Raw genomic sequence first — 23478 nt, 5'->3', positions numbered from 1 at the left:
GCGCAGTTATATTTTCAAACAGTGAGATACTCGTATCACGTTTATTTAAACGCTCGTTTGATTTAATTAACAACTTCTTTACAATGCTTCAGGTCAGACCTCTTAACTTTAAGGAGAAACCATGGGCAAACAGGAAGTCAAAACGCGTTCTGGAGAACGTGTTGCCGTTGTCGCTGGATTACGAACCCCATTCGCTCGTCAGAGCACAGAATTTAGCCAAGTGCCTGCGGTCGACTTAGGCAAAATGGTTGTGAGTGAAATGCTTGCAAGAACGGATGTCGATCCTGCGCTTATCGAACAAGTTGTGTTCGGCCAAGTAGTGCAAATGCCAGAAGCGCCGAACATTGCGCGTGAAATCGTGTTGGGCACAGGCATGAACATCAATACCGATGCCTACAGTGTCACACGAGCATGTGCGACCAGCTTCCAAGCGGCAGTTAACGTGACCGAAAGCATTATGGCTGGCACGATTGATATCGGTATTGCGGGCGGTGCGGACTCTTCTTCTGTATTGCCTATCGGTGTTTCGAAAAAGTTAGCGGCAAATCTATTAGCGCTGAGTAAAACGAAAACTATGGGGCAAAAGCTGAAGATTCTTAAAACACTTTCCGTAAAAAATTTGATGCCAGTACCACCTGCAGTTGCTGAATACTCGACCGGTTTATCCATGGGACAAACGGCTGAGCAAATGGCTAAGACGCATGGTATTACTCGCGAAGCTCAAGATGCACTTGCTCACCGTTCTCACTCTTTGGCTTCTCAGGCATGGAAAGAAGGCAAGATTAAAGACGAAGTGATGACGGCATTCCCGGCACCTTACAAAAAGTATCTAGCGGAAGACAACAACATTCGCCACGACTCAACGGTTGAAGGATACGCCAAGCTACGTCCTGCTTTTGATAGAAAGTACGGCAGTGTAACGGCAGCCAATGCTACGCCACTGACTGATGGCGGTGCAGCAGTGATGTTGATGCGCGAAGGTAAAGCGAAAGAACTAGGCTTAGAAGTGCTTGGTTATATTCGTGGTTATGCGTTCTCAGCGATTGGTGTTGAAACAGATATGTTGATGGGCCCGACTTACGCGACCTCACAAGTATTAAAGAACACCGGTTTAGAGTTGTCAGACCTTACACTGATCGAGATGCATGAAGCATTCGCTGCCCAAGTTTTGGCTAACGTTAAAATGTTCGCGAGCGATGAGTTTGCACAGAAGAATCTTGGCCGCGATAAAGCGATCGGTGAGATTGATATGGAGAAGTTCAACGTGCTGGGTAGCTCGATTGCTTACGGACATCCGTTTGCAGCGACTGGCGCGCGCATGATGACTCAAACATTACGTGAACTGAAACGTCGCGGTGGCGGCTTGGCATTGAACACAGCTTGTGCGGCTGGTGGTTTAGGTGCAGCAATGATCTTGGAGGTAGAATAATGTCTACGACTCTTGATGCAACAACAGAAAAAGAAACAGTCGCTCAACCAGATTCAACCTCTGCGACTGAATCAACCAAAAAGAAAGCGACAGCATTTACTCTCAATATCGATGAGCAAGATATTGCTTGGTTAGCGATTGATGTACCAAACGAGAAAATGAACACGCTGCAAGCGGCTTTTGCTGAAGAAATGAAAGCCATCTTCGAGCAACTCAAAGAAAAGCAAAGCCGAGTTAAGGGCCTAATCGTTCATTCTCTTAAGCCAGATAACTTTATCGCTGGTGCTGATGTAAGAATGCTTGATGCGTGTAAAACGGCTGACGAAGCACAGTCTCTGGCTCGCCAAGGGCAGGAGATGTTCCAAACGCTTTCTGAACTACCGTACCCAGTAGTCGCAGCGATTCACGGCCCATGTTTAGGTGGTGGTTTAGAGCTTGCACTGGCGTGTGATTACCGTGTATGTACCGATTCAGATAAGACTCGCGTTGGTCTGCCAGAAGTACAGTTAGGTCTGTTACCAGGCTCTGGCGGTACACAGCGTCTACCTCGCCTTATTGGTTTGCTGCCATCTCTTGACCTAATCCTTACGGGTAAGCAACTGCGCGCTAAGAAAGCGAAATCGCTCGGTGTTGTCGATGCTTGTGTGCCTGAAACTATCCTGCTTGAAGTCGCTAAAAGCTTTGTTGAAAAGAATACGGGCAGTAAAAAAGGTAAGCGCCTTGCGTCGAAAAGCCAAGCGTCGACCAAAGAAAAGCTGATTTCACGTAACGGCCTTGGTCGTAAAGTGATTTTTGAACAAGCTTCTAAGAAGACCAATCAGAAAACACGCGGCAATTACCCAGCAGCGGATGCGATTTTAGACGTGATTCGTTATGGCCTTGAGAACGGCTTTGATAAAGGTCTTCAGTATGAAGCGAAGCGTTTCTCAGAACTGGTTATGACTTCAGAGTCTAAAGCCCTTCGTTCGATTTTCTTTGCAACCACGGAAATGAAAAAAGAACACGGCGCAGACGCAGAACCAAAAGCGGTTAAGCGTGTTGGTGTGCTAGGCGGCGGTCTTATGGGTGCAGGCATCAGCCATGTCAGCGTTGCTAAGGCGAAAGTGCCAGTTCGTATCAAAGACGTATCAAATGAAGGTGTGCTGAACGCGCTTAACTACAACTTCAAGTTGTTCGATAAGCAGCGTAAGCGTCGCATTCTGAACCGAGCGGGCCTTGAAAGTAAGATGCTTCAGCTTTCTGGTGGTATCGACTTTACGAGCTTTAATCACACCGATGTGGTGATTGAAGCGGTATTTGAAGACCTCGACCTTAAGCAGTCAATGGTTGCGGATATCGAAGCCAATGCCAAGCCTGAGACTATTTTCGCGACGAATACGTCTTCACTGCCGATCCATAAGATTGCAGAGAAGGCGCAGCGACCAGAAAATGTGGTCGGTCTTCACTACTTCAGCCCTGCAGAGAAAATGCCGCTAGTAGAAGTCATCCCACATGAAACAACCTCTGAAGAGACGATCTCGACGGTTGTTGCATTAGCGAAGAAGCAAGGTAAAACCCCGATTGTTGTCAAAGACACCGCTGGTTTTTATGTGAACCGTATTCTTGCTCCATACATGAATGAAGCAGCGCATTTACTGCTAGCGAACGAGCCGATTGAAAAGCTCGACAGTACGTTATTGGATTTCGGTTTCCCAGTTGGCCCTATCACCTTATTAGATGAGGTGGGTGTTGATATCGGAGCGAAGATCATTCCGATTTTAGTGAATGAGCTTGGCGATCGTTTCCAAGGTCCTGATGTGTTCGATATTCTTTTGAATGACAATCGTAAAGGCCGTAAGAGTGGTAAAGGTTTCTACACTTACAAAGGCAAGAAGAAGGAAGTGGATAAGTCAGTTTACAAGCTGCTTAAGCTGCAACCAGATCCTAAGTTGAGCGATAACGATATCGCGATGCGCTGTGTGTTACCTATGCTAAACGAAGCGGTTCGTTGTCTAGACGACGGCATTATCCGCAGCCCTCGTGATGGTGATATCGGTGCGATTTTCGGTATCGGTTTCCCGCCATTCCTAGGTGGTCCGTTCCGTTATATGGATCAAATCGGCATTAAGTCACTGGTTGAGATGATGAACGATTTCGCTAAGAAGTACGGTGATCGTTTCGCGCCATGTGATGGCCTACTGACACGTGCTGGATTGGGTGAGTCTTTCTACAAGTAACTCTCTAACTCATTGATTAATAAGCCCGTATCAAGCAATTGATGCGGGCTTTTCTGTTTTATGAACGAGTGTGAAAGGAATGAGATTCCCGACTCAGTCGTTCCTCCTTCTCGGGAATGATGATTGAGAGATAAAAAGTAAGTTATTGCGTTGATTAGAAAGGTGGTCAAACACACGTCAATCAAAACTACCGTCATCTCCTAAAGCGACGAAGGAGCGTAATAGGAGATCTGCTTTTGGGCTGCATCCAATAAAAAAGGTTGATGCTTTCACATCAACCTTATGATTTTCATTCCAGCTTTATCAGCCTAGCTCAGTATCTTTCGGGCGTAACTGAAACTCATCAATAGAGCCAATTTCAACACCTGCTGACAGCTTCTCTTCCTCATTATGAGCATTACCGTGAGCATGCATAATCAGGCGATTTGCCGTGCGTGGTTTTAGCTGGCTAACCACAAAACGCATCATGTCTGAGCGAGTTAACCCCTTAAGGTCTTCCAATACGCGCTCTCTCTGGTTGAACTCAACATCCTTATTGCCTATCGCAACCCATAAGCGCTGAGCTCGCCCTCGCAAAGTCGTATCTGGTGTCGAAATCTGATTCCAGAGACCGCGCTTACTGCTGTGCCATTGATAGTCGTTAAGCTCCAACAGCACCATGTAAAAGGCATTGAGGAACTCATCTATTGAAGCTAACAAGTCAGCAGGGGCGGCATTCGGTGATTGCACATACAACACAATACCAGGGTGTCGGTTGAGCGGCATATTGCCAGTACCGACCATGTAACCTAGCTGCTGCTTGGTTCGTATCTCATGGAAGAAAGTGGCCGACATCAAATGGTTTGCCAATGAATACAGCGCGATATTTTTAGGTGAAATATCAGGGCATTGGTAATAAACCACAATTGCTGAATCATCTTGGTTACACACCACTTCACGTTGGAAGCTGCCGTTTTCACCGAGCATGATGAGCGGACGCAGTGATTCTTCGTAAGCCTGATCTTGAACACGCAGTGCATCTTTTAGCGTTTCAGCCATCTTGTGTGCATCGGCTTTTTTCCAGTCGCCATACACAAACATCTCAACATGAAGTTCCGCCAAGATTGCTTGAACAAAAGAGGAGAGCTCATCGACCTCTATCGTTTCTAGGGCTTCAATTAACACGGAATAAGGCGGGTTATTTGGTTGAAGTATCCCAGTCATTGCATTAAACAACTGCGAAATAGGGCGATCTTGCGACGCGTTGTTCCAGTTTCTGAGCAATTGATGCTTGATGGTTTCGAAGCGTGTTGGACTAAAGTCGCGTGCTTGGAAACGTTCAAGAATCATATTGAGCAGTTGTGGCTGTTTCTCGCTAAACCCGGACAGAGTGAGCGTTACACCGCCCTGATGGGTGTACATGTTGTAGCCCATTCCGGCGATTTCAGCCTGATACGTATCTTTTTCGAGTGAGTCTAAGAACATCTCTACGCACAAGCGTGTTTTAACGATATTTCTTGGGCTAGCAACTGAGTGCGGGCTATCGATAGCAACATACACCACACCTTTTGGCACCCGGAATTGATGGTCTTGCAGATGCCATAGCTTAAAGCCATCGAGCTCTTCTAACAGTTGTGGGAACTTAGCGTCACCTTCGAGTTCAGTCGGGTCTAGATCGTAGCAAATAAACGGGTTTTTGCTTGGGAGTTCAAACTGCCAACCGGGGTTAATGCACGTAAAGCATTGAACTTGTTCAGCGCTAAAAGGTGTGACCGAGTAGGGCGTAAAGTACCACTTCGCTTCCCTGTCATACTCGAATCCCTGAGCAACAATGGTTGCCCGCATGTTGTCGACGGTTAAGTAAGGCAGCAAAGCACGCTGTAATTCGTCATCGAAATGCGACATTTTGTAATCGCCATACACCACATCTTGCTCTTGGTAGTGCTGCATGTTGATGACGAGGTGGCTGACGACATCAAGCGGTCTTGCTGGCTCTTGAAAGCGGAAAGCAGACTCTAAAACGGCGCGTTTTTCTAGGTAGCGCCACTCTTCTATGCCTTGTTGTTCGACTAACTTGATGTACTGAAATATCGCTTGGATGATGTTATCGGTTTTGGTTAAACCTTCTATGGTCAATGAGCAACTGACTGTGAAATCACGGTAGTTACTGCCACTCGCGCCACCACCTGCAGAGAGAGATGTTATCCAGCCTTTCTCTTTGAGTTGCATCATCAAACTGCCTTCACCTTCGTAACCTAAAAGGTGGGCAAAGAACGACAAAGGCTTAACACCGTAGTGTTCGTCCATGCTTGGCATCGGGAAGGTTAAGATCAGTTTGCGCACTTCTTTAATCGGCTCAACGCGGACTTGTACACCCGTACTTAACTCGCCGACAATCGGAACTTCAACCTTTTTGCCTTGTAGGTTGTGATTGGTGATTGAGCTAAAGCGATCCTCAATCCAGCTTTGCATCTCATCTAACGACTGATTGCCAGACAGTGTCAGTGTCATCAAGTCAGCAGAGTATTGTTGCTGGTGGAAAGCCAAGATCTCTTGTCGAATCGTCTCGCCGTTTCTGTCACCCAACGTATCGATATTACCGACAGAAAACTTCGAGAATGGGTGATTGTGATTCACCAGTTCTTTGGTAACTTGGTACAAGCGTCGTGAGTCGTCGTTGAGTTTCATCTTGTATTCGGAGTCAACGGCTTGGCGTTCTTTGTCTAACGCTTCTTCGTTGAAAAGGGGAGCGGTAAAAAATTGGCTGAAGCGATCGAGTGCGGTTTCAAAGGCATTCAATTCAACATCAAAAAAGAAGCAGGTGTGCTCTGTTCCTGTCCAAGCGTTGTTGCTACCGCCATGCTGGCTGATAAAACTTTGGAACTCTCCGACCTTTGGATACTTTTCAGTTCCCAAAAATAGCATATGCTCTAAGTAGTGAGCTAAACCCTCTCGGTCTGTAGGGTCATCAAAATGCCCCACATTGACGGCTAATGCGGCTGCTGCTTTTTGAGCATTTTGATCCTGAACTAACAGTACACGTAACCCGTTATTTAAGGTTATGTAGCGGTATTGATGTTCATCATTTGGGCTTAAGTGCACAGGAGCATCTCCAGAGAAGGTGGTTTTTAAATTATGTACCCGATGATTCGGCGTGCAAACCTTGTGATCATATTTTGGGATATGAAGTGCTTTTTGGCGATTTCTAAATCACTTTTATCGATTTTTATCAGTAATTTATTTTCTTTTAACAAGATTGTTAAGAAAGTCGAACTCTTTGGCAAGTGACTTGATATAATTATTTATATTGACTGCGGTTTCTCTGGATTGAGAGCCAAACCTAAGTAGCGTTTCGCTGATATATGGGATATATCGACTTTCGACATGTTACGAAGACAGGATTGAACATGAAAATATTCATTATGCGCCACGGTGAAGCAGAACATTTTGCCAACTCGGATGCAGAAAGAGCGTTGACCAAGCGCGGGAAAATGGCTTCTCTTGCCGTGGCACAAGCTGCAAATGAGCAGGGGATTAGTCAATTCGATAAAGTGCTGGTGAGCCCATATTTAAGGGCACAAGAAACGTGGTTAGAGATCTCTCAGGCGTTTTCTGGAAAGAAAGTAGAAACCTGTGATGATATTACGCCTTATGGAATGTCCGACGATGTGTTTGATTTGACCTTAGCAATGGCTGAAGTAGAAAAACTAGAGACCATTTTATTTGTTTCTCATTTACCTCTAGTTGGCTACCTAACTGCAGAGTTTGCAACAGGCATGGCGCCGCCTATGTTTCCCACTTCGGGCCTAGCGTGTATCGACTTCAACCTTGAGACACAAAAAGGTGAGTTGCTTTGGAACATCAATCCATAAGCTCGTGAGCTCTGTTTGATGACAAAGTTGCAGACAATTAGAAAGGGCATCTCAATATGATTGGGATGCCCTTTGTTGTTTTTTGGTGAGAGAGAGTTTGTTAACCAGAATTACTTCTCAGGAATCGAAAGCAGTACCAACAACGCACCGTTACCGCCAAATTCTAATGGCGCTTGGTGAAAAGCCATCACATCAGGGTGTTGTGCTAACCACAACGGCACTTTCTGTTTAAGGATGTGTTTACCGATACCGTGTTGAACACAGGCACACGCCACGCTCTCTTTCACGCAGTGCGCAATCATCGCGCCAAGCTCACGTTTGGCTTCTTGTTGAGTCATACCATGCATATCGAGATACACATCAGGAACGTAGACACCGCGACGTAGGCGCTTTACCTCATATTTCGAGACATCATCACGCGCATAGCGTGTCGGACCCTCTTCGCTAAGATGCGGAATGAACTCATCCGAGAAATAAAACTCGCTATCACTGGCTTGTCTTGCCGTTCGAGTAATTTCTTTTTGCTTGGCATTTCTTTTTGGCTGCTGGACTATGGTATCCTGTTGCAACTTTTTAACGCCCTTTACTGCATCGTTGAACAGGGCGAAATCGTCATCGAAGTCGGTGTCTTTTTTGCTCATCAGGTTATGAATTCTAATTAGAAACGTAATTAGCAGTATTGTAGCGCTTTTCGGAGACAATTTTGGATAAGATTTTTGTAGAAGAAGCGGTATCAGAACTACACACGCTTCAAGATGTGATTCGTTGGACTGTTAGCCGCTTTAACGCAGCGGGCCTATTTTATGGTCACGGCACTGATAACGCGTGGGATGAGGCAGTACAACTTATCTTACCTACTCTTTATCTGCCGATTGATGTTCCTTCGCATGTGATGAGCTCTCGTCTAACGAGCAGCGAACGTCTACGTATTGTTGAGCGCGTAATCAAGCGTATTAATGATCGTACACCAACGGCTTACCTAACCAACAAAGCTTGGTTCTGTGGTCTTGAGTTCTTCGTTGATGAGCGCGTTCTTGTGCCTCGTTCTCCAATTGGTGAGCTGATCGAAGCTCAATTCCAACCTTGGTTAACTGAAGAGCCAACTCGCATCATGGATATGTGTACGGGTAGTGGTTGTATCGCTATTGCTTGTGCTCACGCATTCCCAGACGCTGAAGTAGATGCGATTGATATCTCTACTGACGCATTGCAAGTTGCAGAGCAGAACGTTCAAGATCACGGCATGGAGCAGCAAGTGTTCCCAATCCGTTCAGATCTTTTCCGTGATTTGCCAAAAGAAAAATACAACCTGATCGTATCGAACCCACCTTACGTGGACGAAGAAGATATGAACAGCCTGCCAGATGAGTTCACACACGAACCAGAACTTGGCCTAGCTGCAGGTACAGACGGACTGAAACTGGTTCGCCGTATTTTGGCAAACGCACCAGACTACCTAACTGATGATGGTATTCTGATCTGTGAAGTGGGCAACTCAATGGTTCACATGATGGATCAGTACCCAGAGCTTCCATTCACTTGGATTGAATTCTCAAACGGTGGTCACGGTGTATTCATGATCACTCGCGAACAGTTAGTGGCTTGCGCAGACGAGTTCTCTATCTACAAAGACTAGGTTACTGTTAGTTGTTAGCTTAGGGATTAAGCTGGAAACTTAAGGTTAGAACCTTATAAGACGTTCTATTTGAAACGTTTGAATTTAAACGCCATGCAGCAATGTATGGCGTTTTTTATTGCTGGAATTTAAGGGATAAGTAATCAACACAGAGCGAACGTACTTAATATTTAGTTGCTTAATATGAATAGCTATTACATATTGGTGCCTAATATTTAGTCGTTTTAGTGAGTTAAGGAGAATTCGCGATGAGCTTTGATACATGGATTTATTATTTGTTGGCGGTGTTAATTTTAACAGCCTCGCCAGGGCCAAGCTCTTTGTTGTGCATGACTAAGGGTGTGCAATCAGGCTTTAAGTTATCGATATTTACCGCCTTGGGTAGCGTGACTGCCATTACCGGAATCTTAACGTTATCGTTTACCGGTTTAGGGGTGATTATTGCTTCATCAGAAGTGGTGTTTAATATCATTAAGTGGACGGGTGCAGCTTACCTTATTTATCTCGGTTGGAAGTCGCTACGGTCAAGTCAGCAAGATTATGACAAGCTATCGAATCAACAAGCAGGCTCTCAACATGTTAAAGAAAGCGCTGCGCAGCATTATGTGAGTGGCTTTATTGTTGGCGCGAGTAATCCAAAAGCTATCCTGTTTTTTACCGCACTTTTCCCTCAGTTTATTGACCCATCGATAGCGCTATTTCCTCAATTTGTGGTGTTCGCTTTGACCTTCGTTGTCATGGAATTGTCTTGGTTATTGGTGTATGCCTACTTGGGGGCGAAGTCGTCAAATTGGTTGTTTGCGAAAGGTCGAGCCAAGGTCTTTAATCGTGTCACTGGAGGTGTCTTTATTGGGGCTGGCGCACTGCTTTCGACGACCAGTCGAGCATAACTTTCTGTTTTATCAGAGAGGTGAATGGTTACAGAATATTCTTGATGCTGTCATAAAAGGTTAATATTAATGTGCTTGCTGCTTTTGGCGAAAAGCCGATATATTGTAGTTACACCATCACGTTCTCAAGGAGAGACATATGCAGCATCAAGAAATGATTCAACACAGTAACTTTGGCGTAATCAGTCGTACTTGGATTTTCTCTACCCTTTCTCTAGTGGGTATTCTTGCTCTAATGTAGTCAGCTTCATGGCTCTATAGTTTTAGTTTTTATTATGAAATCACTTGTTAAAAAGTCTTCAAAGTCAGAACTCTTTCTCTTATAAATGTGGCTTTTCTCATCAGGCTAGCCACTTAACTTTTTCTTAGTCATCTTCTTCTAGCAAGCATCCCCCAGTAATTTACTCCTAGTCACCACTTTCTTCTTGTGGAATGGTTTATCACCTTACCTCTATAAACAAGCGCCATCGCACTTCTGAAGTTGTTACGAAACTGTGATAATCTTAAGTTATCTTTTATCTACAGTGTATCTCTCATGTCTGTCTGGGATTCTATTTCATTTAACAATCGATTTACTGCATTACCTCGACTGTTCTATACCCCAATTCAACCTACACCGCTCAGCAATGTCCAATGGCTCGCATGGAATCATAAGCTTGCGGATGAACTCGGTTTTTTGTCATTTGATGATGCTTCCGAGGAATTGCTTGAAACGTTATCTGGCAATGTTGAACCTGAGCAGTTTTCGCCTGTAGCAATGAAATACGCAGGCCACCAGTTTGGTTCTTATAACCCGGATTTAGGTGATGGAAGAGGGCTGTTATTAGCTCAAATTGTCGCGAAAAGTGGCGAAACGTTCGATTTACACCTTAAAGGTGCCGGTAAAACGCCCTATTCACGTATGGGCGATGGACGCGCTGTTATTCGATCAACCGTTCGTGAGTACTTATGTAGCGAAGCGATGGCAGGGCTCAATATCCCAACCACTCGCGCGTTGGCTATGATGACCAGCGACACACCGGTATATCGAGAGAAGCAAGAGTGGGGCGCATTGTTGGTGCGTGCTGCCGAATCACACATCCGTTTCGGTCACTTTGAACATCTGTTTTATACCAATCAGTTGGCTGAGCATAAGTTGCTGGCCGATAAAGTCATTGAATGGCACTTCCCTGAGTGTCTCGATGAAGAGAAACCCTACGCTGCTATGTTTAATCAGATTGTTGACCGTACCGCGGAGATGATTGCGTTGTGGCAAGCGAATGGTTTTGCTCATGGCGTGATGAACACCGATAACATGTCGATCATCGGGCAAACTTTCGATTATGGTCCGTTCGCGTTTCTTGATGAATATGACCCAAGATTGATCTGTAATCACTCGGATTACCAAGGTCGTTATGCTTTTAACCAGCAGCCAAGAATAGGGCTTTGGAACCTGTCGGCACTGGCTCACTCACTTTCTCCGCTGGTGGATAAGGCCGACTTAGAGGCGGCTTTAGAGCAGTACGAACCGCAAATGAACGGTTACTTTAGTCAGATGATGCGTCGTAAGTTGGGGCTACTTTCGAAACAAGAAGGCGACAGTCGTTTGTTTGAATCTATGTTCGAGCTGATGTCGCAAAACAAAGTCGACTACCCAAGGTTCTTTAGAACGCTATCGAACCTAGACACCTTGTCGCCACAAGAAGTGATTGATCTGATAATTGATCGAGAGGCAGCAAAACTGTGGGTAGATAACTACTTACAACGCTGCGAATTGGAAGATAGCTCAGTGGTCGAGCGCTGCGAAAATATGAGACAGGTAAACCCGAAATACATCCTCAGAAACTACCTAGCTCAGCTAGCGATAGACAAAGCAGAGCGCGGTGATAGCAGCGATATTGACGCTTTGATGGTGGTACTGGCAGACCCTTATGCGGAACACCCGGATTATGAATACCTTGCGGCTCTACCTCCTGAGTGGGGTAAAGCCATGGAGATCAGCTGCTCTTCATAACCAACCAATAGCGGATTAAGCCCTAAAGATTCAGATAGAGGTCACTAAGTTGTGATCTTTATCTGTTTGTTCTTCTAACTTTACAAACATGTCAATAATCAAACAATCGGCCAGCCTATACACTATGTGAATAAGTTGTAAATTTAATAGGTTTGGGCGATGCCAACAAATACTCGAATTCTCGTGGTGGATGATGATCAAGAAATCCGCGAGCTGCTGGAAGAGTACCTCACAAAATCTGGTTTCGATGTTTCTTCTGTGGGAGATGGTGTTGAACTAGAAGCTCATCTGCAAAACCAAGGTTATCCAGATCTGATTCTGCTTGATGTGATGCTACCCGGTGACGATGGTTTTACCTTGTGTCAACGCGTCCGTAAGCAATCGAATGTGCCTATCATCATGCTGACTGCGGTATCGGATGAAACCGACCAGATTATCGGCTTAGAAATTGGTGCTGATGATTACATTGCCAAGCCGTTTAGCCCTCGTCAGTTAATGGCGCGTATCAAAGCGTTATTACGCCGCGTTCAAGTGGTGGATGACAAGCCAAGTGATGCACTGCCAAAACAGATTGTTTTTGGTGATTGGACGCTTGATACGTTAGCGCATCGAATTTCCCACAATGAAAACTCGGAAGAGATGGATTTGTCGGGCAGTGATTTTTCTCTGTTGATGTTGTTCTTAACTCGCCCTAACGAAGTTCTCGACCGTGACACTATCTCATTCGCGACCAGAGGCCGTGAAGCGTTGCCTTTTGAGCGAGGCATTGATGTGCAGCTTAGTCGTCTGAGAAGCCGATTGGGCGACAGTGGCAAGTATCCTCACTACATCAAAACCATGCGCGGTAATGGCTATATCCTCGCTGTGCCTGTTCAGTATGAACACTGATAATCAAGTGATGTTAATGAGCACCTCGGCAATGAAGTATTTCCTATGAACGGGTTGAGTCGGTTAAAGCCAAACTCTTTGGTTGCCAGAACATTGTTACTGACCTTGTTAGCTGTGGTGATAGCTCAAGGTATCGCAACGTCTATTTGGTATAGCGAATCCAAACACAAAGAACTGGAGGGGATTCGTTCTGCCTCTTCAAGCATGGCCAATATGTTTGCCTCGACGGTGACTTTCTTCCAGTCTCTGCCCGTTAAATATCGCCATATCGTGTTGGATCAAATCCGCAATATGGGCGGTACGCGCTTCTTCGTTTCTTTCAATAAAGAGGCGTTGATTGTCGAACCGATCCCTGATACCCGTTTAAAAACCGCCTCGATTGAAGCGATAGAAAGTGTTTTGAGTAGCAAGCTCAATAAAGTCGAATCAGTGCGGGTTGATTTCTCTCGCCCTGAACATCTTCGTTTGCTTAAAAATGACATCTACTTGAGCGATCTCCCACGATCGTGGGCACATCATACTTTAACCTTAGAACCTCTTAACCCTCCTATTCTGGTTGTTCAGATAGAATTAGCCAGTCATGAATGGGTGTATATCGCCGCGTTGTTGCCTGCGCCTTACGTCAAACTCGACGATACGATTCTCGGCAGAGAACAGGTGATCTTCTTAGTTTCCTCGACCCTCATTCTTTTGGTTTTGACTTACTTGATGATTCGTCGGCAAGTACGCCCTCTTAAAAAATTAGCAAGAGCGGCCAATGAGATGAGTATGGATATTCAGCAGCCGCCACTTAACGAAGAGGGGGCTACTGAGCTGGTGACGGCGACCCGAGCGTTTAATCGAATGCAGCAACGGATTCGTCGCTATGTTGCCGACCGTGAGCACCTTTTCTCTGCAATCTCACATGATTTAAAGACACCAATAACACGGCTTAGACTACGAGCCGAGCTATTGGAAAGCGAAGTAAAGAAAGACAAGTTCAATAAGGATTTGGATGAGCTTGAGATGATGGTTAAGGGCGCTTTACAAGCGGTAAGAGATACCGACCTTCACGAAAACAACGCCATTATCGACCTCAATGAGATGATGCTCTCCGTGGTTGAACTGCACAACCAACATCAAACCTTGGTTGAGTTTGAGCCCATTGTGGTTGACCCGTTAGTCGCCAAACCATTAGCCATTAAACGTGTGCTGACCAATCTTATCGACAACGCTGTGAAATATGGGACATCAGCTGAAGTCGATATTAACAGTGATTCGGTGTGGGTTATCGTGACTATTCAAGATCACGGAAAAGGTATTCCTGAAGACAAGCTAGAGTTGGTGTTTGAACCTTACTTCAGGCTCGCCACTGACGACCAAGGACACGGTTTAGGGCTTGGAATCTGTCGAAACATCCTACACGGACACGGCGGAGATCTCATTATTCGTAACTCCCCTCAAGGCGGCTTAGAAGCTAAAGTCTATATTCCACGCGGCCTAGAAGTTTAATGTAACAATTGTGTTACATTGAGCTTACCTTTTGTTTCAATCTTACAAATCAGAATAAGTAGACTCTGTATTGAACCGGACGTCGAGTCCGCTAAAACATGGAAGATAATAATGAAAATCAATAAAACCCTACTTACTCTATCTCTTCTTGCTGCCTCAACATTTTCTCAAGCTGGTGAAGTGGAAGTGCTTCACTGGTGGACTGCCGGTGGCGAAGCGAAATCCGCAGCTGTACTGAAAGAGATGATTGAAGAACAAGGCCATACTTGGAAAGATTTCGCTGTTGCTGGTGGCGGCGGTGAAAGTGCGATGACTGTTTTGAAAACTCGAGCAGTGTCGGGCAATCCTCCATCTGCGGCGCAGATTAAAGGTCATGATATTCAAGAGTGGGGTGGTTTAGGTTTTCTAACGTCTCTCGATGCAACTGCGAAACAAGAAAAATGGGATGAGCTACTGCCAGAAGTGGTCACTAAAGTGATGAAGTGGGATGGCGAATATGTCGCAGTTCCTGTCAACGTTCACCGTGTTAACTGGCTTTGGGCGAACCCTGTTGTTTTAGAAAAATCAGGCGTGACGGTTCCAACTACGTTAGATGAGTTCTTTGTTGCCGCAGACAAGATTAAAGCGGCTGGCTTCATTCCACTGGCTCACGGTGGTCAACCTTGGCAAGACGCGACGGTATTCGAAGCGGTGGCACTTGATGTGCTAGGCAGTGAAGACTACAACAAAGCGTTCGTTGACCTGGATATGGACGTGTTGTCTGGTGACAAAATGGTGGAAGTATTCACCAAGTTCAAAAAGATGCGTGATTACATCGACAGCAACTCTCCGGGTCGTGATTGGAACGTAGCAACTTCGATGGTTATCAATGGCGAAGCGGCAATGCAGATCATGGGTGACTGGGCGAAAGGTGAATTTACTGCGGCAGGCAAAGTACCGGGTAAAGATTACATCTGTGCACCAGCACCGGGCACTGATGGCCAATTCACTTTCAACATCGATAGCTTTGCGTTCTTTGAGCTGAGTGACAAAGAGAACCAAAAAGCGCAGCAAGACCTAGCGAAAACCATTCTTACCAAAGATTTCCAAGAAGTCTTCAACCTTAACAAGGGTTCTATCCCTGTACGTCTAGATATGGACATGTCTAAGTTCGACCAATGTGCGTTGGACTCTATGGCAACCTTCAAAGCGAGTGCGGAATCTGGCGACCTTGTTCCGAGTATGGCTCACGGCCTAGCGACGACAAGTTACGCGCAAGGCGCGATTTACGACGTGGTAACCAACTTCTTCAATGAGAAAGATGCCGATCCAAAAGAAGCGGCAGCTAAGTTAGCGAAAGCAGTGAAAGCGGCTATCTAATCTAACTTGATAAGCGACACACAACGCACGTGAGTGACGGGTTGTGTTGCTTTACCAAACCCCCAGGGTAGGTAGGCTCGTAGGGAGCCTATCTACTCTTCACTCCCAATTCTGATATGCGTGATGCTGATGTGGTGCCGAAAGGTAAGCCATTGGCTCGATTGTGCAACAAGGATAAGTTATGGAGCATGTTTTGACTGAGTCGACTCCAAAACCCACAAGGAGCCAGCCTGCACCGAAACCGAGTTTTGCTGACAGGTTGCAACATTGGCTACCTAAGATTGTGTTAGCGCCGACCGCGTTAGTGACCGTGGTGTGTATCTACGGCTACATTTTTTGGACGGCAGCGTTGTCGTTCACTAACTCTCGATTTCTACCGAGCTTCAACTTCGTTGGTTTAACCCAATATGAAAAGCTGATGGACAACGATCGTTGGATCACCTCAATCACCAACCTCGGTGTGTTTGGTTTTCTGTTCATGGCGATTGCTATCTTGTTGGGTGTGGGTTTGGCGGTATTGCTTGACCAGAACATCCGTCAAGAAGGCGCGATTCGTACCATTTATTTATACCCAATGGCCTTGTCATTCATCGTGACGGGTACCGCTTGGAAATGGATTCTCAATCCGGGTCTTGGCATTGAAAAACTGATGCAAGATTGGGGCTTTACCGACTTCAAATTCGATTGGTTAGTCGACTCTGAAATGTCGGTCTATACCTTGGTTATCGCAGCACTTTGGCAGTCGTCAGGTTTCGTGATGGCGATGTTCTTAGCCGGCCTTCGTGGCATTGATTCTTCAATCATCAAAGCCGCTCAAATTGATGGGGCAAGCTTACCCACTATTTATCTGAAAATCATTCTACCTTGCTTGCGCCCTGTGGTTTTCAGCGCGGTGATCATCACCTCACACATTGCGATTAAGAGTTTCGACCTTGTGACCGCGATGACAGCGGGTGGCCCAGGTTATTCATCGGATCTTCCTGCGCTATTCATGTACGCACACTCATTTACGCGTGGACAAATCGGCCTTGGTGCTGCCAGTGCCATGATGATGCTTGCTGGTATCTTAGCGATTCTCGTGCCTTATCTTTACTCTGAACTTAGGGAGAAAAAGTCATGATGAACAACATCAACTTTGCTCGAATATTTATCTATTCAGCACTGCTTTTCTTCTGCTTAGTTTATTTAATGCCACTGTTCGTAATGGTACTGACCTCATTCAAAACTTTGCCAGACATTAAGGCGGGTAACTTGATGAGTTTGCCGAAAGAGTGGGTGTTTGATGCTTGGTATAAAGCGTGGGATACCGCTTGTACGGGCGTAAAATGTGAAGGCATCAAAGGCTACTTCTGGAACTCATTCCAAATGGTGATTCCTGCGGTCGCAATCTCAACATTGCTCGGAGCATTCAACGGCTATGTGGTCACTAAGTGGCAGTTCCGAGGCTCAAACCTGTTCTTTAGTTTGTTGTTGTTTGGGTGCTTTATCCCATTCCAAGTGGTGCTACTACCAATGGCAACCATGCTCGGCAAGATGGGGCTAGCGAACACAACCATCGGCTTGGTGATTGTGCACGTTATCTACGGCATGGCGTTTACAACTCTGTTTTTCCGTAACTTCTACATCTCGATTCCGGATGAATTGATCAAAGCAGCAAAACTGGATGGTGCAGGCTTCTTTACCATTTTCTTCAAGATCTTATTACCGATCTCTACGCCTATCATCATGGTGACGGTGATCTGGCAGTTCACCGCAATCTGGAACGATTTCTTGTTCGGGGTGGTGTATTCCGGCTCAGAGACTCAGCCAATCACCGTAGCATTAAATAACTTAGTCAACACCAGCACGGGCGTTAAAGAATACAACGTTGATATGGCTGCCGCGATCATCGCCGCGCTGCCAACGCTGTTGGTGTATGTCTTCGCAGGAAAATATTTTGTTCGTGGCCTAACGGCAGGATCAGTAAAAGGATAATTACCCATGGCAACATTAGATTTAAAACAGATCCGTAAAACCTATCGCAACGCGGACAACGAAACGTTAAAGGGCATCGACATCAGTATCGATTCGGGGGAGTTCTTGATACTTGTCGGCCCTTCGGGGTGTGGAAAATCCACCCTAATGAACACCATTGCTGGGCTAGAAAATATTAGCTCGGGTGAAATCGTGATTGATGGTGTTGACGTGGCCCAGGTTGAACCTAAAGACCGCGACATCGCGATGGTATTCCAGTCGTACGCACTTTACCCAAACATGACGGTACGCGGCAATATCGCCTTCGGCTTGAAGATCCGCAAGATGCCACAAGACGAAATCGACGCAGAAGTGAATCGCGTCGCTGAAATGCTGCAAATTGAGCAACTGCTTGATCGTAAACCATCACAGCTATCTGGTGGTCAGCGCCAGCGTGTCGCGATGGGACGTGCACTAGCGCGTCGTCCTAAGTTGTACCTGTTCGATGAACCGCTTTCTAACTTGGATGCCAAGCTGCGTGTTGAAATGCGTCATCAGATTAAACGCCTTCACCAAAAGCTTAACACCACCATTGTTTACGTCACCCATGACCAAATAGAGGCGATGACCTTGGCGGATCGTATTGCGGTGATGAAAGATGGTGAACTGCAGCAACTCGGTACGCCGCAAGAGATCTACACCAAGCCAAACAATATGTTTGTCGCGGGCTTTATGGGTTCACCATCAATGAACTTCATTAAGACCATGGTGGATTTGGATGATGATCAGAATCCGATCATCAAAGTAACGGGTACGTCTGAGCAAGAGCACCACATTCGATTACCACAAAGCATGCGTGAACAAGATGGCAAAGAAGTGGTGATTGGCCTGCGCCCTGAACACATCACTGAGCAGGAAAGTGAAGATGTGTCGGCAACGACCAAGCTAGATTTACAGCTGGAAGTCTTGGAACCTACAGGGCCAGATACGATTGCGATGGTGAAAGTGAACGACCAAGAAGTAGCGTGTCGCTTGTCGCCAGAATTTGAAGTGTCAGTTGGGCAAATGGCGCCGCTGCATTTTGACTTATCAAAGGCGGTATTCTTTGATGCTCAGACTGAAGCGAGAATTGATTTTTAGTTTTTGAGACAGTAGCTCAATGAGAGTCTAAGCTTAAACAAAGGCAGTATCACTAACTTATAATAAGTAACGTGATGCTGTCTTTTTTGTGTTTTAGCCTGTTTTATTTCCTCACGAAAACAGAGGGATAAACGAGATAAATGGATTAACTGCAATAATATCGCTAATTAGCCTCCGTTAGCTCTATAAAGCTGACCGAGAACAGCGTAGGATCGCGCTACTTTAGACCAAATACTAGGTTGCACATTAGTGCATAAACAGAAGAATACATGAAACTAACAGCAAAACCCTCAGCTAGTAACGCTTTACTTATTTCTATTACGACACCGGACTTCAAAGGTGACGAAGCAAAAGAGTCTCTTGCCGAACTTGCTCGCTTAGTAACAACCCTAGGGTTTAAAGTGGTCGGTACACAATCACAGCACCACAGTTCAACACAACGACAAAACGTGTTGGGCGCAGGTAAGCTTGCAGAAATTGCACACCTCACCGGTTACCAAGGTTCGATTGAAGAAGCAGAAGATGAAGATTTTATCGATGAATCTTTTGATTTTCGCGCTGGTATCGATGAATTAGATTTTGATGATCTTCCATCTGAAGATGTGGAGTTTGGTACTGCTGACGTAGTGGTATTCGACTGTGATTTGAGCCCATCTCAACTGCGTAATGTAGAAGCTCACTTGGGTGTCGAGGTGTTTGACCGTACTGGTATCATCATTGAGATCTTCAGCCGTCATGCTCGTACTCGTACCGCACGTCTGCAAGTTGAAATCGCTCGACTAAACTACCTAGTGCCTCGACTGCGTGAGACGGCCGACGGTGATAAAGAGCGTCAAATGGGTCAGGGTGCAGGTGAAACTTCACTAGAGCTAGACCGCCGTAAAGTACGTGACCAAATTGCTGCACTTAAGCGTGAGCTGGTTAGCGTACAAGACGAAATGAAGAACCGACGCACTCAGCGTTCGGAGCTTTTCACTGTTGCTCTGGTTGGCTACACCAACGCGGGTAAATCTTCGATGATGCGCGCTATGACCGCAACCGAAGTGAGCGGTGAAGATAAGCTATTCGCGACCTTAGATACCACGGTTCGTGCACTTCAGCCGATCACTCAGCCGCGTATCTTAGTGTCAGATACGGTGGGTTTCATCAAGAAACTGCCACACGATCTGGTTGCTTCATTCCACTCAACACTAGCAGAAGCGCATGATGCTTCATTACTGCTTTATGTGGTTGATGCTTCTGATGTTTCATTCCGCGCACAGCTTGATGTGGTACACGAAGTATTAGCGCAAGTGGGCGTTGAAGGCAGCGAAAAACTATTGGTACTGAACAAGTGCGATAGATTGAGCGAAGAAGAACAGTTAGAGCTGATTGAAGAATTCCCAGATGCAATGCTGACCTCGACTCGTGACCCGCTCGATATCACCAAACTACACAAGTACATTGTGGGTGTGGCTGAACAAGGCATGATCGAAGAAGAGATCACGATTCCTTATTCTGGACAAGGCATTATCGGTGAGATTCGCTCAAACATGAGTGTGGTGAAGGAAGAATACGACTACGAATGCATCAAGCTTACTGTACGCTCAAGTGCAATTGATTTAGCGCGCTTGAAAAAGCGTATGCAGAAGTCTTAATTGTCTATCTAGTTGAGATAAGAACGTCCAAAGAAAAGTCGACTGCAGAGACAGCGTTTTTTCGATCTTTGGGCGCTGAAGGAGTCGTATATCAAAGCGACAGGCAAGGGGCTAGCCACATCGTTGCGAAGCTTCTCGTTCGATTTCTCTAATTTGACCAAGCGAACATTTTTGACCAAGCAAGTAGTGGAACTCAGTTCGTCAGGCTTTCAATCAGGCTTGTATCGCGAAATCAGGCTACATAGCGGGATTGGGTTGAATTTGGATTCTGCTCAACAAGACGATAGTTCTACAGATTGGCAGTGTTGCTTAGGGCGGCTGGATGAACAGTATCGCTTTGCGGTGACGCTTGGCGGGAATTTGCTCCCCATGCAGATAGAGATGAGAACCTTTTCGTCGTCTCATCTCTTTACGTCTATGTGGATAAAATAAAGTTAGCTCGACTCTCCAAGCATCGCTTTTAATACTTCTGCGGGTACAGGCTGAAGTTGTTTGTCTTTATCTAGGCAAACCATCTCGATATCACCAATCACGGCAGGTTTGGTTGCATCTTTACGCCATACCTCTTGTCGCCATAAGGTTTTGTATTTGCCATCGAGCTCAAAAGAGGTTCGGATATCGCAGATCTCTGCGAACTCAACGCCGTCTTGAAAGGTCATATTGGCTTTATACACCGCAAACCCCAGTCCATGTTCATTCCACAACTCCGCCAGCTTATCGCTACCCAAGACATGCTCGCGCGCGCGCTCGAAGTATTTAAGAAAGTTAGGGTGATAAACCACACCAGAGTGATCGGTATCTTCATAGTAAATTTGTACTGGGTGATGGTAGATCTGACTCATTGGTATCAACTCTTATTAAGTGTAAATCTGACTAAGTTGTGCAGCACTCTACAGGATAGGTAGAAATTACTTCAAGGCATCATCGTGAATGGGGCTTTTGGTCAGACCTCATTCATCACTAATACATTGGTCAGCTTCCACCCATTTACAAATATTCTATGTGTCATTTTCCACCCATTAATTTTTGCGGCGAGTTGGTGACTACTACAGGTAAATATCATGAAGCCTTATGGTTAAAGGGTTGTTGATGATTTGTGTCAATGTGGCGCGCTAATTGCCTTAGTGAAAGCACGCAGTTCCCATTGAAGGGCTGCTTTGTTTACTAAGGAGAATAATAATGTTTAAGCCTCTTACCCTGCTGTCTGTATCTGCTCTGGCGCTCACAAGTTTTAATGCTGCTGCAAACTGTGACCCAGGTGAAATCGTGATTAAATTCAGTCATGTAACCAATACCGATAAGCACCCGAAAGGCATCGCCGCTTCTTTACTGGAAGAGCGAGTAAACACAGAAATGAATGGAAAAGCTTGTATGCAAGTTTTCCCTAACTCAACACTTTACGATGATAATAAGGTACTGGAAGCCCTGTTAAATGGTGATGTTCAAATGGCGGCGCCATCGCTGTCAAAATTTGAGAAGTTCACTAAGAAATACCGCATTTTTGACCTTCCTTTCCTATTTGAAGACGTAGAAGCCGTTGACCGTTTCCAAAACTCAGAATCTGGTGAAAAGCTGAAGAACGCGATGAAGCGTCGTGGCCTGCAAGGTCTTGCGTTTTGGCACAATGGCATGAAACAGATGTCGGCGAACAAACCTCTTATCAGCCCTGAAGATGCAAAAGGTTTGAAATTCCGTGTTCAAGCATCGGATGTATTGGTGGCTCAGTTTGAACAACTAGGCGCTAACCCACAGAAGATGTCTTTCAAAGAAGTGTACGGTGGCTTGCAAACTAAAGTTATCGATGGTCAAGAGAACACATGGTCAAACATCTACGGTAAGAAGTTCTTTGAAGTACAAGACGGCGTGACCGAAACTAATCACGGTATCTTGGATTACCTAGTTGTAACGTCAAACGACTTCTGGAAAGACCTACCTGAAGATGTACGCACACAGCTTGGCACTATCGTTCAAGAAGTGTCTGAGACGCGTAACGCAGAATCTTCAAAAGTTAACCTAGCGAACAAAAACAACATCATCGAAGCGGGTGGTGAGGTTCGTACGCTTACGCCTGAACAGCGTGAAGCATGGGTAACTGCGCTTCAACCAGTATGGAAGAAGTTTGAAAAAGACATCGGTTCAGACCTTATCGATGCAGCGTTAGCTTCAAACCAATAACACCGCTAAGGGAGTGGCGAGTATTCGTCACTCCTTATTAAAACAATTATAAGCGGAGTCAATTATGGAAAAGCCTCAAATGGAACAACCAAATTCTAGCGAATCAGCACTGGAAACCTCTCTTTTTTCCAAAGTCGGAAGAGTTACGGATGTGATTGAAGAGTCATTAATCGCATTTTTCCTTGGCGCAATGACGCTACTTACTTTTGCCAATGTGGTATTTCGATACGCATTCAATGACAACATCTTATGGGCACTGGAACTGACGGTGTTCATGTTTGCTTGGATGGTGTTAGTGGGCGCATCTTATGGCGTTAAAAAACACTTCCACATTGGTGTTGATGTGATCATCAACCTTGCCCCAGAAAAGCTACGCAAAGTGTATGCGCTAATCGCCGTGACAAGCTGCCTAGCATTTTCAATCTTACTGCTTATCGGCTCTTGGAATTATTGGTACCCATTCGCGACCGATCGCGCATGGTACGAGACCGACGATATTCCAATGCCAGAGATGCTTCAGTTTCTTGCTGACTGGCTGAATGAAGGCGAGCGATACGAGAAACTACCACGTTTTATTCCTTATATGGCGCTGCCGATTGGCATGGCAATGCTGACGTTCCGTTTTGCTCAAGTTGCTTACCAAGTCGTAACAGGCAAGCTTGACCGCATGATTGCAGGACACGAAGCCGAAGAAGAGCTGGATGCGTTGAAAGCAGACGTGCTAGCGGGCTCTGACGAAGATGCGACAGCGGTATTGAATTCGACTCCGCAGAACAAAGCGAATGAGTCGAGTACAAAATCTAACGGTAAGGAAGACTAA

Annotated in this window: 18 protein-coding genes and 1 pseudogene; 16 read left to right on the top strand and 3 right to left on the bottom strand. The window is 45.7% G+C overall.

What is annotated here, in order from left to right; translation table 11 throughout:
• Positions 1 to 121: 121 nt before the first annotated feature.
• Together fadI and fadJ are read left to right on the top strand one after the other, a co-directional pair.
• Complete coding sequence (gene fadI, locus AB6D58_RS15440; RefSeq protein WP_372157715.1) at positions 122 to 1429, top strand: acetyl-CoA C-acyltransferase FadI; 1308 nt, start codon at positions 122 to 124, stop codon at positions 1427 to 1429.
• Complete coding sequence (gene fadJ, locus AB6D58_RS15435; RefSeq protein WP_065583672.1) at positions 1429 to 3645, top strand: fatty acid oxidation complex subunit alpha FadJ; 2217 nt, start codon at positions 1429 to 1431, stop codon at positions 3643 to 3645. The genes fadI and fadJ overlap by 1 nt, the downstream gene beginning before the upstream one ends.
• A gap of 303 nt (positions 3646 to 3948) precedes the next feature.
• Here fadJ and AB6D58_RS15430 read toward each other — a convergent pair whose 3' ends face one another.
• Positions 3949 to 6726 carry an insulinase family protein gene (locus AB6D58_RS15430; protein WP_372157712.1) on the bottom strand — a complete coding sequence of 926 codons (2778 nt, stop codon included), beginning with the start codon at positions 6724 to 6726 and terminating at the stop codon, positions 3949 to 3951.
• 305 nt (positions 6727 to 7031) lie between these two features.
• Between AB6D58_RS15430 and sixA the strand changes: the two genes are divergently transcribed.
• A complete protein-coding gene (sixA, locus tag AB6D58_RS15425) occupies positions 7032 to 7496 on the top strand; it encodes a phosphohistidine phosphatase SixA (protein WP_017064097.1) in 465 nt (154 codons plus the stop codon).
• 110 nt (positions 7497 to 7606) lie between these two features.
• Here sixA and smrB read toward each other — a convergent pair whose 3' ends face one another.
• Positions 7607 to 8137, bottom strand: a complete 531-nt coding sequence (smrB, locus tag AB6D58_RS15420) for an endonuclease SmrB (protein WP_048661493.1) — start codon at positions 8135 to 8137, stop codon at positions 7607 to 7609.
• Between the two features lie 62 nt (positions 8138 to 8199).
• Between smrB and prmB the strand changes: the two genes are divergently transcribed.
• The 11 genes and pseudogenes from prmB to AB6D58_RS15365 all read left to right on the top strand — a co-directional run.
• Positions 8200 to 9132: a 50S ribosomal protein L3 N(5)-glutamine methyltransferase gene (gene prmB / locus AB6D58_RS15415; protein WP_372157709.1), complete on the top strand. Its 933-nt coding sequence runs from the start codon at positions 8200 to 8202 to the stop codon at positions 9130 to 9132.
• A 248-nt stretch (positions 9133 to 9380) separates the two neighbouring features.
• Positions 9381 to 10022: a LysE family translocator gene (locus AB6D58_RS15410; protein ID WP_372157706.1), complete on the top strand. Its 642-nt coding sequence runs from the start codon at positions 9381 to 9383 to the stop codon at positions 10020 to 10022.
• A gap of 535 nt (positions 10023 to 10557) precedes the next feature.
• Positions 10558 to 12015 carry a protein adenylyltransferase SelO gene (locus AB6D58_RS15405; RefSeq protein WP_065583674.1) on the top strand — a complete coding sequence of 486 codons (1458 nt, stop codon included), beginning with the start codon at positions 10558 to 10560 and terminating at the stop codon, positions 12013 to 12015.
• A 159-nt stretch (positions 12016 to 12174) separates the two neighbouring features.
• A complete protein-coding gene (locus AB6D58_RS15400) occupies positions 12175 to 12903 on the top strand; it encodes a response regulator (protein WP_077680077.1) in 729 nt (242 codons plus the stop codon).
• Positions 12904 to 12948: 45 nt separating this feature from the next.
• Positions 12949 to 14394, top strand: coding sequence for an ATP-binding protein (locus AB6D58_RS15395; RefSeq protein WP_372157703.1), 1446 nt, complete (start codon positions 12949 to 12951; stop codon positions 14392 to 14394).
• A 111-nt stretch (positions 14395 to 14505) separates the two neighbouring features.
• Positions 14506 to 15753 carry an ABC transporter substrate-binding protein gene (locus AB6D58_RS15390; RefSeq protein ID WP_048613126.1) on the top strand — a complete coding sequence of 416 codons (1248 nt, stop codon included), beginning with the start codon at positions 14506 to 14508 and terminating at the stop codon, positions 15751 to 15753.
• A 181-nt stretch (positions 15754 to 15934) separates the two neighbouring features.
• Entirely contained in the window at positions 15935 to 16873 is a 939-nt protein-coding gene (locus AB6D58_RS15385; protein WP_009848503.1) for a carbohydrate ABC transporter permease, read from the top strand.
• A complete protein-coding gene (locus AB6D58_RS15380; protein WP_048613124.1) occupies positions 16870 to 17727 on the top strand; it encodes a carbohydrate ABC transporter permease in 858 nt (285 codons plus the stop codon). The genes AB6D58_RS15385 and AB6D58_RS15380 overlap by 4 nt, the downstream gene beginning before the upstream one ends.
• A gap of 6 nt (positions 17728 to 17733) precedes the next feature.
• Positions 17734 to 18846 carry an ABC transporter ATP-binding protein gene (locus AB6D58_RS15375; RefSeq protein WP_017068959.1) on the top strand — a complete coding sequence of 371 codons (1113 nt, stop codon included), beginning with the start codon at positions 17734 to 17736 and terminating at the stop codon, positions 18844 to 18846.
• A 269-nt stretch (positions 18847 to 19115) separates the two neighbouring features.
• Positions 19116 to 20483, top strand: coding sequence for a GTPase HflX (hflX, locus tag AB6D58_RS15370; RefSeq protein WP_017071725.1), 1368 nt, complete (start codon positions 19116 to 19118; stop codon positions 20481 to 20483).
• A gap of 45 nt (positions 20484 to 20528) precedes the next feature.
• Positions 20529 to 20915, top strand: a pseudogene (locus tag AB6D58_RS15365) (4'-phosphopantetheinyl transferase superfamily protein); the annotation flags it as partial.
• 2 nt (positions 20916 to 20917) lie between these two features.
• Here the strand turns inward: AB6D58_RS15365 and AB6D58_RS15360 are convergent.
• Entirely contained in the window at positions 20918 to 21325 is a 408-nt protein-coding gene (locus AB6D58_RS15360; RefSeq protein WP_048607892.1) for a thioesterase family protein, read from the bottom strand.
• 337 nt (positions 21326 to 21662) lie between these two features.
• Between AB6D58_RS15360 and AB6D58_RS15355 the strand changes: the two genes are divergently transcribed.
• Complete coding sequence (locus tag AB6D58_RS15355) at positions 21663 to 22658, top strand: TRAP transporter substrate-binding protein (RefSeq protein WP_017071719.1); 996 nt, start codon at positions 21663 to 21665, stop codon at positions 22656 to 22658.
• A 64-nt stretch (positions 22659 to 22722) separates the two neighbouring features.
• A complete protein-coding gene (locus AB6D58_RS15350) occupies positions 22723 to 23478 on the top strand; it encodes a TRAP transporter small permease (RefSeq protein WP_048607896.1) in 756 nt (251 codons plus the stop codon).

The organism is Vibrio sp. 10N.239.312.D08, assembly GCF_041466145.1.
In the GTDB taxonomy this organism is placed as follows: Bacteria; Pseudomonadota; Gammaproteobacteria; order Enterobacterales; family Vibrionaceae; genus Vibrio; species Vibrio crassostreae_C.
Note: the sequence above shows the minus strand (reverse complement) of the source record. Positions and strands in the feature narration are given on the sequence as shown.